Source organism: Streptomyces sp. WAC 04229 (assembly GCF_003947455.1).
Classification (GTDB): domain Bacteria; phylum Actinomycetota; class Actinomycetes; order Streptomycetales; family Streptomycetaceae; genus Streptomyces.
Genome location: NZ_QHJH01000168.1, coordinates 1 through 15,502, shown reverse-complemented (window position 1 = coordinate 15,502; position 15,502 = coordinate 1). Strand labels below are relative to the sequence as shown.

The 15,502-nt window shown below is 72.4% G+C and carries 16 protein-coding genes; 8 read left to right on the top strand and 8 right to left on the bottom strand.

Annotated features, from left to right (window positions below):
- Positions 1 to 199 precede the first annotated feature (199 nt).
- The 3 genes from DMH12_RS30175 to DMH12_RS30165 all read right to left on the bottom strand — a co-directional run bounded on the left by DMH12_RS30175 (position 200) and on the right by DMH12_RS30165 (position 2,956).
- The gene (locus tag DMH12_RS30175; RefSeq protein WP_185832632.1) at positions 200 to 1,156 is read right to left on the bottom strand and encodes an SCO1860 family LAETG-anchored protein; all 957 of its coding nucleotides are present in this window, start codon (positions 1,154 to 1,156) and stop codon (positions 200 to 202) included.
- Between the two features lie 186 nt (positions 1,157 to 1,342).
- The gene (locus DMH12_RS30170) at positions 1,343 to 2,434 is read right to left on the bottom strand and encodes an amidohydrolase family protein (RefSeq protein ID WP_125494596.1); all 1,092 of its coding nucleotides are present in this window, start codon (positions 2,432 to 2,434) and stop codon (positions 1,343 to 1,345) included.
- A gap of 9 nt (positions 2,435 to 2,443) precedes the next feature.
- Positions 2,444 to 2,956: a hypothetical protein gene (locus DMH12_RS30165; RefSeq protein ID WP_125494595.1), complete on the bottom strand. Its 513-nt coding sequence runs from the start codon at positions 2,954 to 2,956 to the stop codon at positions 2,444 to 2,446.
- Between the two features lie 165 nt (positions 2,957 to 3,121).
- On the opposite strand from DMH12_RS30165, the gene DMH12_RS30160 reads away from it, so the two are divergent.
- The 5 genes from DMH12_RS30160 (at position 3,122) to thpD (ending at position 7,888) form a co-directional block, all read left to right on the top strand.
- Complete coding sequence (locus DMH12_RS30160) at positions 3,122 to 4,249, top strand: alanine--glyoxylate aminotransferase family protein (RefSeq protein WP_125494594.1); 1,128 nt, start codon at positions 3,122 to 3,124, stop codon at positions 4,247 to 4,249.
- Positions 4,250 to 4,579: 330 nt separating this feature from the next.
- A complete protein-coding gene (gene ectA / locus DMH12_RS30155; RefSeq protein ID WP_125494593.1) occupies positions 4,580 to 5,092 on the top strand; it encodes a diaminobutyrate acetyltransferase in 513 nt (170 codons plus the stop codon).
- Positions 5,093 to 5,225: 133 nt separating this feature from the next.
- Positions 5,226 to 6,497 (top strand): diaminobutyrate--2-oxoglutarate transaminase, encoded by a 1,272-nt coding sequence (gene ectB, locus DMH12_RS30150; protein WP_125494592.1) that lies wholly within the window; start codon positions 5,226 to 5,228, stop codon positions 6,495 to 6,497.
- An 89-nt stretch (positions 6,498 to 6,586) separates the two neighbouring features.
- Positions 6,587 to 6,985 (top strand): ectoine synthase, encoded by a 399-nt coding sequence (locus DMH12_RS30145; protein WP_121746346.1) that lies wholly within the window; start codon positions 6,587 to 6,589, stop codon positions 6,983 to 6,985.
- Positions 6,986 to 6,988: 3 nt separating this feature from the next.
- A complete protein-coding gene (thpD, locus tag DMH12_RS30140) occupies positions 6,989 to 7,888 on the top strand; it encodes an ectoine hydroxylase (RefSeq protein ID WP_185832633.1) in 900 nt (299 codons plus the stop codon).
- A 65-nt stretch (positions 7,889 to 7,953) separates the two neighbouring features.
- Here the strand turns inward: thpD and DMH12_RS30135 are convergent, their stop codons facing one another.
- From DMH12_RS30135 to DMH12_RS30115, 5 genes are all read right to left on the bottom strand, one after another.
- A complete protein-coding gene (locus tag DMH12_RS30135) occupies positions 7,954 to 9,048 on the bottom strand; it encodes an aminotransferase class V-fold PLP-dependent enzyme (protein WP_125494591.1) in 1,095 nt (364 codons plus the stop codon).
- Positions 9,049 to 9,095: 47 nt separating this feature from the next.
- Positions 9,096 to 9,821 carry a DsbA family oxidoreductase gene (locus DMH12_RS30130; protein WP_125494590.1) on the bottom strand — a complete coding sequence of 242 codons (726 nt, stop codon included), beginning with the start codon at positions 9,819 to 9,821 and terminating at the stop codon, positions 9,096 to 9,098.
- Positions 9,822 to 9,897: 76 nt separating this feature from the next.
- The gene (locus tag DMH12_RS30125; protein WP_185832631.1) at positions 9,898 to 10,401 is read right to left on the bottom strand and encodes a GNAT family N-acetyltransferase; all 504 of its coding nucleotides are present in this window, start codon (positions 10,399 to 10,401) and stop codon (positions 9,898 to 9,900) included.
- A 37-nt stretch (positions 10,402 to 10,438) separates the two neighbouring features.
- The gene (locus tag DMH12_RS30120) at positions 10,439 to 11,047 is read right to left on the bottom strand and encodes a DUF1349 domain-containing protein (protein WP_125494589.1); all 609 of its coding nucleotides are present in this window, start codon (positions 11,045 to 11,047) and stop codon (positions 10,439 to 10,441) included.
- 134 nt (positions 11,048 to 11,181) lie between these two features.
- On the bottom strand, positions 11,182 to 12,711 hold the full coding sequence (locus DMH12_RS30115) for an aldehyde dehydrogenase (NADP(+)) (protein ID WP_125494588.1): 1,530 nt from the start codon (positions 12,709 to 12,711) through the stop codon (positions 11,182 to 11,184).
- A 112-nt stretch (positions 12,712 to 12,823) separates the two neighbouring features.
- Here DMH12_RS30115 and DMH12_RS30110 point away from each other — a divergent pair, with 112 nt between their 5' ends.
- From DMH12_RS30110 to DMH12_RS30100, 3 genes are all read left to right on the top strand, one after another.
- Positions 12,824 to 13,597 (top strand): IclR family transcriptional regulator, encoded by a 774-nt coding sequence (locus tag DMH12_RS30110; RefSeq protein WP_125494587.1) that lies wholly within the window; start codon positions 12,824 to 12,826, stop codon positions 13,595 to 13,597.
- 3 nt (positions 13,598 to 13,600) lie between these two features.
- On the top strand, positions 13,601 to 14,071 hold the full coding sequence (locus DMH12_RS30105) for a GNAT family N-acetyltransferase (protein WP_125494586.1): 471 nt from the start codon (positions 13,601 to 13,603) through the stop codon (positions 14,069 to 14,071).
- A gap of 178 nt (positions 14,072 to 14,249) precedes the next feature.
- Positions 14,250 to 15,500 (top strand): sensor histidine kinase, encoded by a 1,251-nt coding sequence (locus tag DMH12_RS30100; RefSeq protein ID WP_125494585.1) that lies wholly within the window; start codon positions 14,250 to 14,252, stop codon positions 15,498 to 15,500.
- Positions 15,501 to 15,502 lie beyond the last annotated feature (2 nt).

The window sequence follows — 15,502 nt, the reverse complement described above, 5'->3', positions numbered from 1 at the left end:
ACACCCAGGCCCTCCTCCGCCTCGCCCGCCACCGCATCAGCGTCCTGTTCGCCATGCTCCGCGACGGAACCTTCTACGAGCCCAGGAGCCCCCGACTCGCTTGACGAAGGACATAGAGGCACCCCCCGGGCCCGCCTCGGCGGGGTCTGCGGCGGCCGGGCACCCCGGTCGCCGCGTGTGCCGCCGTCCCCCTGACGCGTCAGCCGCGCCGGCGTCGGGCCAGGACCAGCGCTCCGCCGCCCGCCAGGACCAGGGCCGCGGCGCCGGCCGCGACGTACGGGGTCGCGGAGCTGCCGCCCGTCTCGGCGAGGTCGGCCTCGGCGCGGGCGCCCTGGGGCCTGGCGTCGGTCGCCGGTTCGGCGTCGGGCCCGGCCTCCTGGCCGGCCGGGGGCTCCTCGGCCTTCACCGGGGGCTGCTCGGCCTCGTCCGCGGGCGCCGTCGGCGCCTCGCAGGCCGCCTTCGCCAGGGTGACGGTGCCGTGCACCTCGGCGACGTTCAGGTCGAGCGGGTTGACGGACACCTTCAGTTCGAGCGCGGTGGCGGCGGCCGTACGGGAGGTGGTCTCGGTCTTCGACAGGTCGAGCCGCACCTCGCCGACGCCGGGCACCTTCACGTCCGTCGTCCCGGCCGTGGTCAGCGTGACCTTCTTGCCGAGGACCGTCACGGCGCCCAGCAGGTTGGCCTCGGCGGCCGGCTTCTTCCCGGCCTCGCAGGTCGCCCTGGAGGTGACCTGCTCGACCTCGATCACCGACAGCAGCGGCAGCCCGGGGACGTGGAGCCGCGCCTTGGCGAGCTTGGTACGGCCCTCGCTCTTCCCGGCGTCCGCGGTCGCCCCGGCCTCGGCCACGTCGGCACGCAGGACGCTGAAGGGCTTGCCGCCGTCGACGCCCTCCAGCCGGGCGGTCAGCGCGGTCTTCTGGGCGCTCTCGGGGGCCTGCACCTCGTTGAGGGTGACCGCGAGGGGGACGTTCACGGTCTTGTTGAGCAGGGAGACGTCGAGCCCGGTGCGCAGCACGGTGGCGCTCGCGCGGCCGTGGTCACCGGTCGCGTGGGCGGCGCCCGCGCCGGCCAGGGCCGCGGGACCGGCGGTCAGGACCGTGGCCGCCGCGACGGCGGCGAGGCGATGTGCGGGCATGCGGAAGGTGTTGCCGTTCAAGGTGGTGGGACCCCCAGTGAGACATGCGTGCGGGACACGCATGAGCGACATGCTTGGGACCCGGAAAGAATGTCCCCGCGCACGCCGAACCGTCAGCGATCCGCGGTCACTTCACCCCTTCGTGGAGTTTTGGCGAGCCCTTTCGAATCTTCCGGCACGGGTGTTCGCCGCCGTCACTCCCGTCGGCTAACCGACGACCCGCCCGTTCAGCACCACCCGGCGCGGGGCGGCGAGCACGCGCACGTCGGCGCGCGGATCCTCGTCGTACACCACCAGGTCCGCCGGCGCCCCCTCGTCCAGGCCGGGGCGCCCGAGCCAGCTCCGCGCGGTCCAGGTGGCCGCCGCGAGGGCCTCCAGGGGCGGGATGCCGGCGGTGACCAGCTCGCCGACCTCCGCCGCGGCCAGGCCGTGGGCCAGGGAGCCGCCCGCGTCGGTGCCGACGAAGACGGGGACACCGGCGTCGTAGGCGCTGCGCACGGTGTCGTAGCGGCGTTCGTGCAGTCGCCGCATGTGGGCCGACCAGCGCGGGAAACGGGACTCGCCGCCGTCGGCGAGGGCGGGGAAGGTGGCGATGTTGACGAGGGTCGGCACGATGGCGACGCCCCGTTCGGCGAAGAGCGGGATGGTGTCGTCGGTGAGGCCCGTGGCGTGCTCGACGCAGTCGATGCCGGCCTCGACCAGGTCGCGCAGGGAGTCCTCGGCGAAGCAGTGCGCGGTGACGCGGGCGCCGAGGCGGTGGGCCTCCGCGATCGCGGCCTCCACGGCGCCGCGTGGCCAACAGGCCGACAGGTCGCCGAGGTCGCGGTCGATCCAGTCGCCGACCAGCTTCACCCAGCCGTCGCCGCGGCGGGCCTCCTGGGCGACGTAGGCGACGAGATCCTCCGGCTCGACCTCCCAGGCGTAGTTGCGGATGTAGCGGCGGGTGCGGGCGATGTGCCGGCCGGCCCGGATGATCTTCGGGAGGTCCTCGCGGTCGTCGATCCAGCGGGTGTCGGACGGTGAGCCCGCGTCGCGGATGAGCAGCGTGCCCGCCTCCCGGTCGGTCAGCGCCTGCTTCTCGGCCACGTCCTCGGGGACGGCGCCGTGCTGGTCGAGGCCGACGTGGCAGTGCGCGTCGACCAGGCCGGGCAGCGCCCAGCCCTCGACGGTGCGGACGTCGGCGGCGCCGGCGGGACGGTCGTAGGAGACCCGGCCGTCGATCACCCACACCTCGTCGCGGACCTCGTCCGGTCCGACGAGCACCCGACCCTTGACGTGCAGCACCGCGCGATCGCTCATGTCCGCACCCTAAACCGGGCCCCGGGGGTGTCCGGAAGGCCGGTCGCCGCCGTTCCGCGCCGCGGCACGGGCCCGCAGTTCGGTCGCGTACCCGGCCGCGACGGCGCTCGCCGCGGCGGTCAGGGCGAGGACGGCGGCACCCGGGTTGACGTAGCCGGGGACGTCGTCACTGGTGTAGTCGTCGCCGTCGGAGGTCTCGCAGACGAAGCCCAGGGGCAGGAAGGAGACCGACTGGTCGATGACGTGGAGGGCCCGCTCCTCGTAGCCCGGCATGCGGCAGGGGGGCGCCGGCGCCGAGCCCGCACCACCGTTGGACTCCATGGCGGCGCCCGCCACGTGCAGCAGACCCCAGCCGTACATCGCCACCGCGGCCGCACCGGCGAACGCGGCGAGGGCGCGGAGCGGCGGTCCGGCGCCCGGGTCCCGGGCGCGGCGGGCGGCGAGGGTGCTCGCGCCGTGTCCGGCGAGTCCCACGGCCGACACCACGGCGATCACGACGAGAAGCAGAAGTAGCAGGAACACAGGGGGAGTTCATCAGCCCGCAGGCGTCCACCGCTGTAGCGGAAGCCACAATTCCGGGCGTGGGGGTGTCGCAACGGATGGACTCGGTGGCGAGTGGTGGTGGAGGTCATGGTTACTCTCGACTCGTACGTTCCGTGCACCTGCCCGTACCGAAGAGAGCCCGACGTGACCCACCCGCTCCTGGACCTCCCCCCGCTGACCGCCGGTCGCTTCGCCGCGATCGAGGACCGGGTCGCGCGTCTGCTCGGGACCGCGCAGGACGTCGTGGTCATGCAGGGCGAGGCGCTGCTGCCGCTGGAGGGCGCGATCCGCGCCGCCGCGGGGCCGGGCACCGTCGCGCTCAACATCGTCACCGGGCCGTACGGGCAGACCTTCGGGAACTGGCTGCGGGACTGCGGCGCGACCGTGCACGACCTCGCCGTGCCCTTCCACACGGCCGTCTCCGCCGAGCAGGTGCGCGGGGCCTTCGCGGAGCACCCGGAGATCGACTTCGTGTCGCTGGTGCACGCCGAGGCGGCGACCGGCAACACCAACCCGGTCGCGGAGATCGGCGAGGCCGTCCGGGCGCAGGGCGCGCTGTTCTACCTGGACGCCGTGGCCTCCGTGGGCGCCGAGCCGGTGCTGCCGGACGCGTGGGGCGTGGACCTGTGCGTGATCGGGGCGCAGAAGGCGATGGGCGGTCCGGCCGGGGTCTCGGCGGTGTCGGTCAGCGAGCGGGCGTGGGCGCGGATGGCGGCGAACCCGGCGGCCCCGCGCCGGTCGTACCTCTCGCTGCTGGACTGGAAGGAGCGCTGGATCGACGGCGGCCGCACGGCGCTGCTGCACGCGCCGGCGCAGCTGGAGATGCTCGCACTGGAGGCCTGCGTCGAGCGCATCGAGGCGGAGGGCCCCGAGACGGTGATGGCGCGGCACGCGGCGGCCGCGGCGGCCACCCGGGCCGGCGCCCTCGCGCTGGGCGGCCTGGAGCCGTACGTGTACGAGGCGAAGGAGGCGGCACCGGTCGCCACGACCCTGCGGACGCCGTCGGACGTCGACGCGTCCGCGCTCGTGGCCCGGGCCCTGGCGGCCGACCCCGCGCTGCCGCTGGCCGCTGGCGGGGGCGCGCTGGCCGGCGAGATGGTCCGGGTCAACCACTACGGTCCGGACGCGACGCTCATGGCCGTACAGGGCTGCCTGACGGCACTGGGTGCCGCGCTGACGGAGACGGGGCGGAAGGCCGATCCGGAAGGCGCCCGGCGGGCCGCCGGGGACGCCTGGGAGCGGCCGGTCGGGGCCGGCCTTTCCGGAGCATGAATTCAAGGGAATTCCCTTATCCCGCACTTACATAAGAGTGGAATTCCCGCCCAGCACAGGATCCCATATTCTTCTGCCCGCTTTCTCTTGACCTAAACACAAAGATTCCGCGAACGCGGAGTCACGCATTTCGGACACGTCGCGCATGGGTTACGAGATTGTGACCCGATACACATGCTGTCCGCTTCGCGACGTATGCGCGGGTCAAATCATGACAAGTTGCCGTCGGCTCGCGCGGAGGTACGCGCCCGCGTGATAACACACGAGGCGGCGATCCGTAACCCCATCCGGCGATGCAATTTTGAAATTCCCTCGGTAAATTCAATTTGCATGACTGCCGCGCAAGCAGACCTGCAAATCGATCGTCCGAGAGTGGCCGACGGCGCCGCCCTGTGGCGGATAGCCAAGGATTCCAAGACCCTCGACCTGAACTCGTCGTACAGCTACCTGCTCTGGTGCCGGGACTTCGCCGGCACCTCGGCCGTTGCTCGCGACGGGCACGGGGTGCCGGTCGGCTTCGTCACCGGCTACATCCGGCCCGACCGGCCGGACACGCTGCTGGTGTGGCAGGTGGCCGTGGACGAGGCGTACCGTGGACGAAGGCTCGCGGCTTCACTGCTGGACGGGCTGGTCGCCCGCACTGTCGCGGAGTGCGCGACGACGACCTTGGAGACCACCATCTCCCCCGACAACACCGCGTCCCAGCGGTTGTTCACCTCGTTCGCCGAGCGGCACGGTGCCCGGCTCGATCGCGAGGTGCTGTTCGACACGGACCTCTTCCCGGACGGGCCGCACGAGCCCGAGGTCCTGTACCGCATCGGTCCCCTGACCGCAGCCGGCTGACCCGCCGGACGCCCGGACGACGGGGCACCCCCGACCGTCCGGCCCCACAGACTTCCCGCCGGGACCACACCGGTTCCCGCCGGATCCGTACGACCTTCCTCTCCCACCCTCACCCCACGAGGAGCGATTCGTCGTGACCATCACCCAGCCCGACCTCAGCGTCTTCGAGACCGTCGAGTCCGAGGTGCGTAGCTACTGCCGCGGCTGGCCCACCGTGTTCGACCGTGCTGTGGGCAGCCGCATGTACGACGAGGACGGCCACGAGTACCTCGACTTCTTCGCCGGAGCAGGCTCTCTCAACTACGGGCACAACAACGCGGTCCTGAAACGCGCGCTGATCGACTACCTGGAGCGGGACGGCGTCACGCACGGTCTCGACATGTCGACCACCGCGAAGCGCCGCTTCCTGGAGACGTTCCACGACATCATCCTGCGCAAGCGCGACCTGCCGTACAAGGTCATGTTCCCGGGCCCGACGGGCACCAACGCCGTGGAGTCCGCGCTCAAGCTGGCGCGCAAGGTGAAGGGGCGCGAGTCGATCGTGTCGTTCACCAACGCCTTCCACGGCATGTCGCTGGGCTCGCTGGCCGTGACCGGCAACGCCTTCAAGCGGGCCGGCGCCGGCATCCCGCTGGTGCACGGCACGCCGATGCCGTTCGACAACTACTTCGACGGCACCGTCGAGGACTTCCTGTGGTTCGAGCGACTGCTCGAGGACCAGGGCTCCGGCCTGAACAAGCCGGCCGCCGTGATCGTCGAGACGGTGCAGGGCGAGGGCGGCATCAACGTCGCCCGGCCCGAGTGGCTGCGCGCCTTGTCGGAATTGTGCGCACGCCAGGACATGCTTCTCATCGTGGACGACATCCAGATGGGCTGCGGCCGGACCGGCGCCTTCTTCTCCTTCGAGGAGGCGGGCATCACGCCGGACATCGTGACCGTATCCAAGTCGATCAGCGGCTACGGCCTGCCGATGTCGCTGTGCCTGTTCAAGCCGGAGCTGGACGTCTGGGAGCCGGGCGAGCACAACGGCACCTTCCGCGGCAACAACCCGGCCTTCGTCACCGCGACCGCCACGCTTGAGACGTACTGGGCCGACGGGTCGGCGATGGAGAAGCAGACCCGCACCCGCGGCGAGCAGGTCGAGCAGCACATGATCGCCATCACCGAGGAGAACCTCGCGGACGTCAAGGAGTACCGGGGCCGCGGCCTGGTCTGGGGCCTGGAGTTCCACGACAAGGACCGCGCGGGGAAGGTCGCCAAGCGCGCCTTCGAGCTCGGACTGCTCATCGAGACGTCCGGCCCCGAGAGCGAGGTCGTCAAGCTGCTCCCGGCGCTCACCATCACGCCCGAAGAGCTGGACGAGGGCATGAAGACCCTCGCCCGGGCCGTGCGTGAGACGGCCTGACACCACCACTGCTTCCGGCGCCTTCGGCCCGCGTGACCGAAGGCGCCGGGGAACCTGCACACCCTTCACCTAGGAGGCATCGCAACACCGTGATCGTCCGTTCGTTCAAGGAGATCGAAGGCACCGACCGGCACGTGAAGTCGGCGTCCGGCACCTGGGAGAGCAAGCGCATCGTCCTCGCGAAGGAGAAGGTCGGCTTCTCCCTCCACGAGACGATTCTGTACGCGGGTACGGAGACGTCGATGTGGTACGCGAACCACATCGAGGCCGTCGTCTGTACCAAGGGCGAAGCCGAGTTGACCGACCGCGAGACGGGGAAGACGTACACCATCACGCCGGGCACGATGTACCTCCTCAACGGCCACGAGCGGCACACGCTCAAGGTCAAGGAGGACTTCCACTGCCTGTGCGTCTTCAACCCGCCCGTGACCGGACGGGAGGACCACGACGAGAACGGCGTCTACCCGCTGCTCACCGAGGAGGTGTGAGTCATCGTGACCATGACCACGAACGTCACCGATCTCTATCCCACCCGCGGCGCCACCGAGGTGGCAACCCCCCGGCAGGACCCGGTCGTCTGGGGCTCCCCCGACACGCCCGGTCCCGTCTCGCAGGGTGACCTCCAGTCCTTGGAGCGCGACGGATTCCTCGCCATCGACCAGCTCATCGGGCCGGACGAGGTCGCGGTCTACCAGCGGGAGCTGGAGCGCCTCACCACCGACCCGGCCATCCGCGCGGACGAGCGCTCGATCGTCGAGCCGCAGTCCAAGGAGATCCGGTCGGTCTTCGAGGTGCACAAGATCAGCGAGGTCTTCGCCAACCTCGTGCGGGACGAACGAGTGGTCGGACGGGCCCGGCAGATCCTCGGCTCGGACGTCTACGTCCACCAGTCGCGGATCAACGTCAAGCCCGGCTTCGGGGCCAGCGGTTTCTACTGGCACTCGGACTTCGAGACATGGCACGCCGAGGACGGCCTGCCCAACATGCGGACGATCTCGGTCTCGATCGCGCTCACCGAGAACTACGACACCAACGGCGGTCTCATGATCATGCCGGGGTCGCACAAGACGTTCCTCGGGTGCGCGGGGGCCACGCCGAAGGACAACTACAAGAAGTCCCTGCAGATGCAGGACGCGGGGACGCCGTCCGACGAGGCCCTGACGAAGATGGCCTCGGAGTACGGCATCAAGCTGTTCACCGGCAAGGCCGGCTCGGCGACCTGGTTCGACTGCAACTGCATGCACGGATCGGGCGACAACATCACGCCCTTCCCGCGCAGCAACGTGTTCATCGTCTTCAACAGCGTCGAGAACACCGCGGTCGATCCGTTCGCGGCACCGATCCGGCGGCCGGACTTCATCGGCGCGCGGGACTTCACCCCGGTGAGGTGACCCGCATCTGAACTCGGGCAGGGGCCTTTTGTGTGGGACGGGAGGCTCCTGCCCGATGCATGTTCTCAGCCGGCCAGCACGTCCAGCAGCCGGTCGACGTCGGCCGCTGTGTTGTACAGGTGGAAGGCGGCCCGCAGGTTCCCCGCCCGGTCGGAGACCTCGACGCCGGCCCGGCTCACCTCGTCCCTGCGCCGGCCGAGACCGGGCACGGACACGATGGCGGAGCCCGGCGCGGCCACCGGCTCGTGGCCCAGCGACAGCACGCCCGCGCGGAACCGGTCGGCGAGATGGGTGTCGTGGGCGTGCACGGCGTCCACGCCCAGCTCCTCGATCAGCGCCAGCGAGTGCCTGGCTCCGGTGTACGAGAACAGGGCGGGGCTCTCATCGAAGCGCCGGGCAGAGTGCGCGAGTTCCTGGACGGGGCCGTAGCAGCTGTCCCAGGGGTGCTCCCCCGACGCCCAGCCGGCGAACAGCGGCGCCAGCCCCGCCGACTCCCCGAGGTCCTCCGGTACGACGAGGAAGGCGACGCCGCGCGGGCACAGCACCCACTTGTAGGCGACGGCGACCACGAAGTCGAAGTCGTCCGCGGCCGTCGGCAGCCAGCCGTTCGCCTGGGAGACGTCGATCAGCGTCCGCGCCCCGTGCGCCCGGGCCGCGTCCCGCACCGCCGCGAGGTCGGCGATCCGCCCGTCGGCCGACTGGACCGAGCTGACCGCGACGAGCGCGGTGTCCTGGCCCACCGACTCGGCGAGGCGCTCCAAGGGCACGGCGCGCACCTTGAGGTCGCCCCGCATGTACAAGGGGTTCACCAGCGAGGCGAAGTCGGCCTCGGCGGTGAGGACTTCGGCGCCCGCAGGCAGTGCGGCGGCGACCAGGCCGCTGTAGGTGGCCACCGAGGCACCGGCCGCGACCCGGGTGGCGGGCACCCCCACGAGCCGGGCGTAGGCGGACCGGCACGCCTCGACGTCGGCGAACATGTCGAGCGGCTGCCCGGCCGCGGCCGACGCCGCCGCGTCCCGCATCGCGACGAGGGCCCTGGCGGGCAGCAGGCCGGTGCTGGCGGTGTTGAGGTACGTGGTCTTCGGGGCGAACTCGGCACGGACGAGATTCTCGAAGCTCTCCATGCCCCCACTGTGCGGCCCCGTGACCTCCCCGTCCATTGCGTATTTCTACGCGGTTTCTCCAAGCAACGCTTATGTACGGGCCCTCACCTGGGGTTCTCGGCCCCGGGCACCGCACAGCCGTCGGGACCGCACGCCTCCGCGCCGCCGTCGTCGATCAGCTTCAGCGGGGTCCGCTCGCCCCACGCCTGCGTCAGCGCCTGGGCGAAGACCTCGGCGGGCTGGGCGCCGGAGACGCCGTAGGCCCGGTCGAGCACGAAGAACGGCACTCCGGTGGCGCCGAGCTGCGCGGCCTCGCGCTCGTCGGCGCGGACCTCGTCGGCGTAGGCGGCGGGGTCGGCGAGCACCGCACGGGCCTCGTCGGCGTCCAGGCCCGCGGCGGCGGCCAGCTCCACGAGCCGCTCGTCGTCGTTGAAGACGGAGCGCTCCTCGGCGAAGTTGGCCCGGTAGAAGGCGTCCAGCAGGGCGTCGTGGCGGCCCCGTTCCCTGGCGAGGTGCAGCAGCCGGTGCATGTCGAAGGTGCTGCCGTGGTCGCGGTCGCGGGTGCGGTAGTCCAGGCCCTCGGCGGCGGCCTGCGCGCCGAGGTTGTCCTCACCGGCCCGCGCCTGCGCCTCGCTCATGCCGTACTTGGCGGTGAGCATCGTCAGCACCGGCTGCACGTCCTCCTTGGCCCGCCCGGGGTCCAGCTCGAACGACCGGTGGACCACCTCGACGCCGTCCCGGTGCGGGAAGGCCGCCAGCGCCTTCTCGAAGCGGGCCTTGCCCACGTAGCACCACGGGCAGGCGATGTCGCTCCAGATCTCGACGCGCATGTCTCGGCTCTTCTCCAGGTCGTACGGGTGCGGAGGCCCTCTCCGCGCCCATACGTGAACGTTCAAGCAGCGGGCCTCATTCCCCGGGCACCCGGAAACGCAGGAACAGGTGGTGGTCGCCCTCGGCGGGCGGGTTGTCCGGGTCCGGGAACCAGCCCAGGCGGGCGTAGAAGCCCTGCGCCCGCCGGTTGTCGACGTGCACGTCCAGCACCGCCGTCCGCCGGCCGTCGGCCTGCCACTGCTCGACGCAGGCGGCGTGCAGCGCGGTGCCGAGGCCGGCGCGCCAGTGGCCGGGGTCGACGTGGAACTGGAACAGCTTGACCGTGTCCGCCGGTCCGTCCTCCGGGACCCGGAACGAGGCGATGGCGGCGATGCGCCCCTGTTCCACCGCGCACAGCACGTGCCCGTCGGTCCGCTCCACGGCGGTGCGCCAGACGGCCGGCCAGTCGAGACCGTCGTCGGGCAGCCCGTCGGGGTAGTACGTCGCCCGGGCCCGGGCGTGCAGGGCGGCGACGGTCTCGGCCTCGGCGGGCAGGACGGTGCGGATCACCCTGCTTCCGGTCACACGTTCGCTGATCATGCACCGCAGGACGCGCGCGACCACCCTGCCGGTTGCGTCAGCTGCCGTCGCGCAGGTCCGCCGGCCAGCCCGGCCGGAACTCCAGGCGGTCGTACGTCACGACGCAGCCCTCCCCCGTCGGCGCCTGGGCCAGGAAGCCGACCAGGGCCGCACCGGTCTCCTCCGCGTCGCCGAGCGTGAAGAGCCGGACGAAGGTCCAGCGCTCACCGTCGAGCGACGCGTGGAAGGCGAAGGCCCGCCCGCTGCGGCTGACCCGGAACCAGACGGAACTCCCGTCCACCGTGAAGGAGTTGCAGTCGTCGGAGTGGCCCCGTGTGACCACCGTGCAGACGGTGGGCACGTCCGGCGAGTACTCCAGACACAGCTTGGCCCACGCCCGCTCACCGACGTGCACGTAGAGCACCCCGGCGTCGAAGGCCCCCTGGAACCCGACGGTGACCCGGGCGACGAGCTGGAAGTCCCCGTCGGGCGCGCCGAGCAGCCGGGGCGCGTCGGAGGGGGTGTCCAGCGCCTCCCCGGTCGGCGTCACGAACCGGTCCTGCCGGGCCCCCGCCACCCCGGTGAGCACACCGCCTTCGTAGGACCAGGCACCGTCGGGTCCGTAGGGGCGGAGGGGGAAGGGCAGTTCGGGAAGTGCGATGTCCATGTACTGATTCTCTCCGATGGGTGGAGACACTCAGGGGCGCGGGGCTGTATCAATGTGCGGCTCCGCCGCGTGGGCGCGACCAGCCACAACGGAGCCGCACCCCGCAACGAACCCGCACCCCCACGGCGCAACCGCTACCGCTCAAGCACCCCGTTGAACCGCCGAGGCAGTCCCAATGGATTGTCATCCCGCAATTCCACCGGCAGCAGGGCCTCCGGCACCCCCTGATACGCAACCGGCCGCAGCCACCGCTCGACCGCCGTCCCACCCACCGACGTGGACGTCGACGTCGTGGCGGGATACGGCCCCCCGTGATGCTGAGCCGCCGCCACGGCGACCCCCGTCGGCCACCCGTTCACCAGCACCCGCCCCGCCAGCGGCGTCACCGCACCGAGAAGCTCGGCGCCACTCCCCTCCCCCGCGACCTCTCCCGAGGAGAGCTGCACGGTCGCCGTGAGGTTCCCCGGCAGCCGCGACAGCACGCCCCGTACCTCGTCCTCGTCCTGATAGCGGGCCACCACGGTGACCGGCCCGAAGCACTCCTCCAGGAGCAGATCGTGCTCCCCCTCCGCCGCGAGCCGCGATGCCGGCACGGTGAGGAACCCGGCGGCGACGGTGTGCTCGCCGCCCGCGCCCGGCGTCACCGGCGACTCCACGTCGGGCAGTGCCGCGCGCTCGGCGACGCCGGCCACGAAGTTGTCCCGCATGCGGTGGTCGAGCAGGACCCCGGCGTCGGTGTCGCTGACCGCGTCCGTGAGCGTCTTGACCAGGCCGTCACCGGCGGCGCCCGCCGGCACCAGGACCAGGCCCGGCTTCACGCAGAACTGGCCGACGCCCAGGGTCATCGAGCCGGCCAGGCCCGCGCCGATCGCGTCCGCCCGCTCGGCGGCCGCCGCCTCCGTGACGACGACCGGGTTCAGCGAGCCCAGCTCGCCGTGGAAGGGGATCGGCACCGGCCGCGCCGCGGCCGCGTCGAAGAGCGCGCGGCCACCGCGGATGGAGCCCGTGAAGCCGGCCGCCGCGACGAGCGGATGCCGGACCAGTTCGATGCCGGCCTCGAAACCGTGCACCAGGCCGAGTACGCCGTCCGGGATGCCGTGCCGGGCCGCGGCGCGGCGCAGCACCTTGGCGACCAGTTCGGACAGGGCCGGGTGGTCGGGGTGGGCCTTGACGACGACCGGGCAGCCGGCCGCGAGGGCGCTGGCGGTGTCGCCGCCGGGGACGGAGAAGGCGAACGGGAAGTTGGAGGCGGAGTAGACCGCGACGACGCCGAGGGGCACCTTGTAGCGGCGCAGGTCCGGGATGGGCGGGGTGGCGGTGTCGTCGGGGTGGTTGACCACGACGCCGAGGAACTCGCCCTCGTCCACGAGGTCCGCGAAGGCGCGCAGCTGGTAGCAGGTGCGGGCCAGTTCGCCGGTGAGCCTGACCGGGCCCAGCGCGGTCTCCGCGTCGGCGACCTCGACCAGCGTGTCCTCGGCGGCCTTCAGTTCGTCGGCGGCACCGCGCAGGAAGGCCGCGCGGACGGTACGGTCCGCGAGGGCGCCGCGGGCGGCGTGCGCGGCGCGGACGGCGTCGTCCACCTCCTGGGCGGTGGCTTCCACCGCGACCTGTTCACGCTGCTTCCCGGTACGGGGGTCGACACTCCAGACTGGTGCTGCTGCCACCGCGGGTCCCTCCACGTGCTCTGCATCCGACCGTTCGATATACTGAACGCTGTCTCTGATGATGAATATGCTGTTCGAGACTATTTCCCGGCGAACGAAGGGGTCAAGGGCGATGTCGGCTGGCGAGACGGGGGGCGGAGCGCAGGTCAAGTCCGCGGTGCGGACGGTTGAGCTGCTCGAGTACTTCGCCGGACGCCCCGGTATGCACTCCCTCGCGTCGGTCCAGGAGGCCGTCGGCTATCCCAAGTCCAGTCTCTACATGCTGCTGCGCACGCTGGTGGAGCTGGGCTGGGTGGAGACGGACGCCACGGGCACGCGGTACGGCATCGGCGTACGGGCGCTGCTGGTCGGCACCTCGTACATCGACGGCGACGAGGTGGTCGCGGCGGCGCGGCCGACGCTGGACCGGCTCTCCGACGACACCACGGAGACCATCCACCTCGCGCGCCTGGACGGCACGAACGTCGTCTATCTGGCCACCCGGCAGTCGCAGCACTACCTGCGGCCGTTCACCCGGGTCGGCCGGCGGCTGCCCGCGCACTCGACCTCGCTGGGCAAGGCGCTGCTGAGCACGTACACCGACGAGCAGGTCCGCAAGATGCTGCCGGAGACGCTGCCCGCGCTCACCGAGCACACCATCACCGACCGGGAGAAGCTCATCGAGGAGCTGCGCCTGGTGCGGGAGCAGGGCTTCGCCGTGGACCGCGAGGAGAACACGCTGGGGCTGCGCTGCTTCGGCGTGGCGGTGCCCTACCGCACCCCCGCGCGGGACGCGATCAGCTGCTCGGTGCCGGTGGCGCGGCTGACGCCCGCGCACGAACAGATGGTGAAGGACGCGCTGTTCGACGCCCGGGACCGGCTGACACTGGCCACGCGTAGGCTCTGAGCCATGCTCATCGCACTGCGCGACGTCCACGACAGCGATCTGCCCGTGTTCTTCCGGCAGATGAACGACCCCGAGGCCCTGCGCATGGCGGCCTTCACGCCGAAGGACCCGGCCGACTGGGACGCGTTCGCGGCCCACTGGAGCAGGATCCGGGCCTCCGCCGACATCGTGCGGACCATCCTCGGCGACGGTGACGTCGTGGGCAGCGCGGCGGTGTACGGGGAGCCGGGCGAACGCGAGGTCACCTACTGGGTGGACCGGGCGTACTGGGGCCGCGGGGTGGCGACGGCCGCGCTGAGGGCCCTGCTCGCCGAGGTGCCGGACCGCCCGCTGTACGCCCGCGCGGCGGCCGACAACGCCGGGTCGCGGCGCGTGCTGGAGAAGTGCGGCTTCGAGACGACCGCCCGGGCCAGGGGCTTCGCGGCGGCGCGGGGCGAGGAGATCGACGAGGTCGTCCTCCACCTCGCGCGCTGACCCCCTCCGCCGCGCGGCGGAGGCGGATCGTCGCCACGCGTGATGTGCCTGGGGTTTCCGCACGGGATCGTGGAGGCATGACGCGGACGTTCGCACTCACGCCCTCACCGGCCGCCACGTCGCCGGGGCCGGCCCGCACCCGCGCGCTGCACCCGGCGGACGATCCCGCCGACCGGCCGTGACCTCGTTCGCCGGGCTGCTGTTCGGGCGGCGGGCGCGGCTGCGGTGGATCCATCTGATCCTCGGCGGCGCGCTCGCCATGCCGTACGTCCTGGTCGGCTCGGTCGTCGTCGGCCCGGTCGCCGGGGACTCCCACGTCTTCGGGTCGCTGCGCCTGCAACTGGCCTCGTTCGCCGTCGGGCTGCCGCTGGCCGCCGTCACCTCGCTGTTCCCGTTGACCCGGCCGCTGGAGTCCGGGGTCGTGCGGTCGCTGTGCGGGGTCGAGCCGGACCGGCTCGCCCACGGCCCCGCCCGCACCAAGGGCGAGAAGGGGCGCACGGCGGCCTGGTTCACGCTGCACCTGGGCCTGGGTGGCGTCGTCGCGGGGATGTCGCTCGCGGTGCCGCCGTTCGCGGCCGCGCTGATCGCGCTGCCGTTCGTGCCGGCGCTGCGGGACGACCGGATGGGGCTGCCCGGTGTCCTCCGGCACACCTGGTCGCTCGCGCTCGCGCCGGTCGCGGGCGCCGCGATGCTGGTCGCGCTCGCCGGGTGCGCCGCCGTCTGCGGCACCCTGCTGGCCCGCTGGGCGCCCGCGCTGCTCGGCCCCTCCGCCGAGGACCGGGTCGCGGCGGCCGAGGCCCGCGCCGCCGCGCTCGCCGTCCGCAACCGGCTCGCGCGCGAGCTGCACGACTCCGTCGGCCACGCCCTGAGCGCGGTCACCCTCCAGGCGAGCGCCGCCCGCCGGGTCCTGGACAGCGACCCGGAGTTCGTCCGCGAGGCGCTGGCCGCGATCGAGGACACCACCCGGCGCACGGTCGGCGAACTCGACGCCGTACTGGGCGTACTGCGCGACGGCGACGCCCCCGGCACCGCGCCGGCGCCGACGCTCGCCGACGACCTCGACGGGCTGCTGCACCGTACGCGCGCGGGCGGACTGCGGGTGGCCGCCACGGTCACCGCCGACCCCGGTGCGCTGCCGCCGCCGGTCTCGCGCGAGGCGTACCGCATCGTGCAGGAGGGGCTGAGCAACGCGCTCAGGCACGCGGGCGCGGACGTCACCGTGGCGCTGCGCGTCGACGTGCGCGACGACGACCTGCGGATCTCCGTCGAGAACCCTCTCGGCCAGGCCGGCACCACGCGCCCCGGCGGCGGCCACGGCCTGCGCGGCATCACCGACCGCGCCCGCCTCCTGGGCGGCGCGGCCGAGGCCGGCGCCGAGGGAGAGACGTGGCGCCTGCGCGTACGCCTGCCCCTGAAGGCACCCACGTGACC

What these genes read in the sequence shown, in the direction of transcription:
- DMH12_RS30170 (WP_125494596.1), bottom strand. Translation starts at nt 2,434, where the DNA reads ATGAGCGATCGCGCGGTGCTGCACGTCAAGGGTCGGGTGCTCGTCGGA.
- ectA (WP_125494593.1), top strand. Translation starts at nt 4,580, where the DNA reads ATGACTGCCGCGCAAGCAGACCTGCAAATCGATCGTCCGAGAGTGGCC.
- DMH12_RS30135 (WP_125494591.1), bottom strand. Translation starts at nt 9,048, where the DNA reads ATGGACGGGGAGGTCACGGGGCCGCACAGTGGGGGCATGGAGAGCTTC.
- DMH12_RS30130 (WP_125494590.1), bottom strand. Translation starts at nt 9,821, where the DNA reads ATGCGCGTCGAGATCTGGAGCGACATCGCCTGCCCGTGGTGCTACGTG.
- DMH12_RS30125 (WP_185832631.1), bottom strand. Translation starts at nt 10,401, where the DNA reads ATGATCAGCGAACGTGTGACCGGAAGCAGGGTGATCCGCACCGTCCTG.
- DMH12_RS30120 (WP_125494589.1), bottom strand. Translation starts at nt 11,047, where the DNA reads ATGGACATCGCACTTCCCGAACTGCCCTTCCCCCTCCGCCCCTACGGA.
- DMH12_RS30110 (WP_125494587.1), top strand. Translation starts at nt 12,824, where the DNA reads ATGTCGGCTGGCGAGACGGGGGGCGGAGCGCAGGTCAAGTCCGCGGTG.
- DMH12_RS30105 (WP_125494586.1), top strand. Translation starts at nt 13,601, where the DNA reads ATGCTCATCGCACTGCGCGACGTCCACGACAGCGATCTGCCCGTGTTC.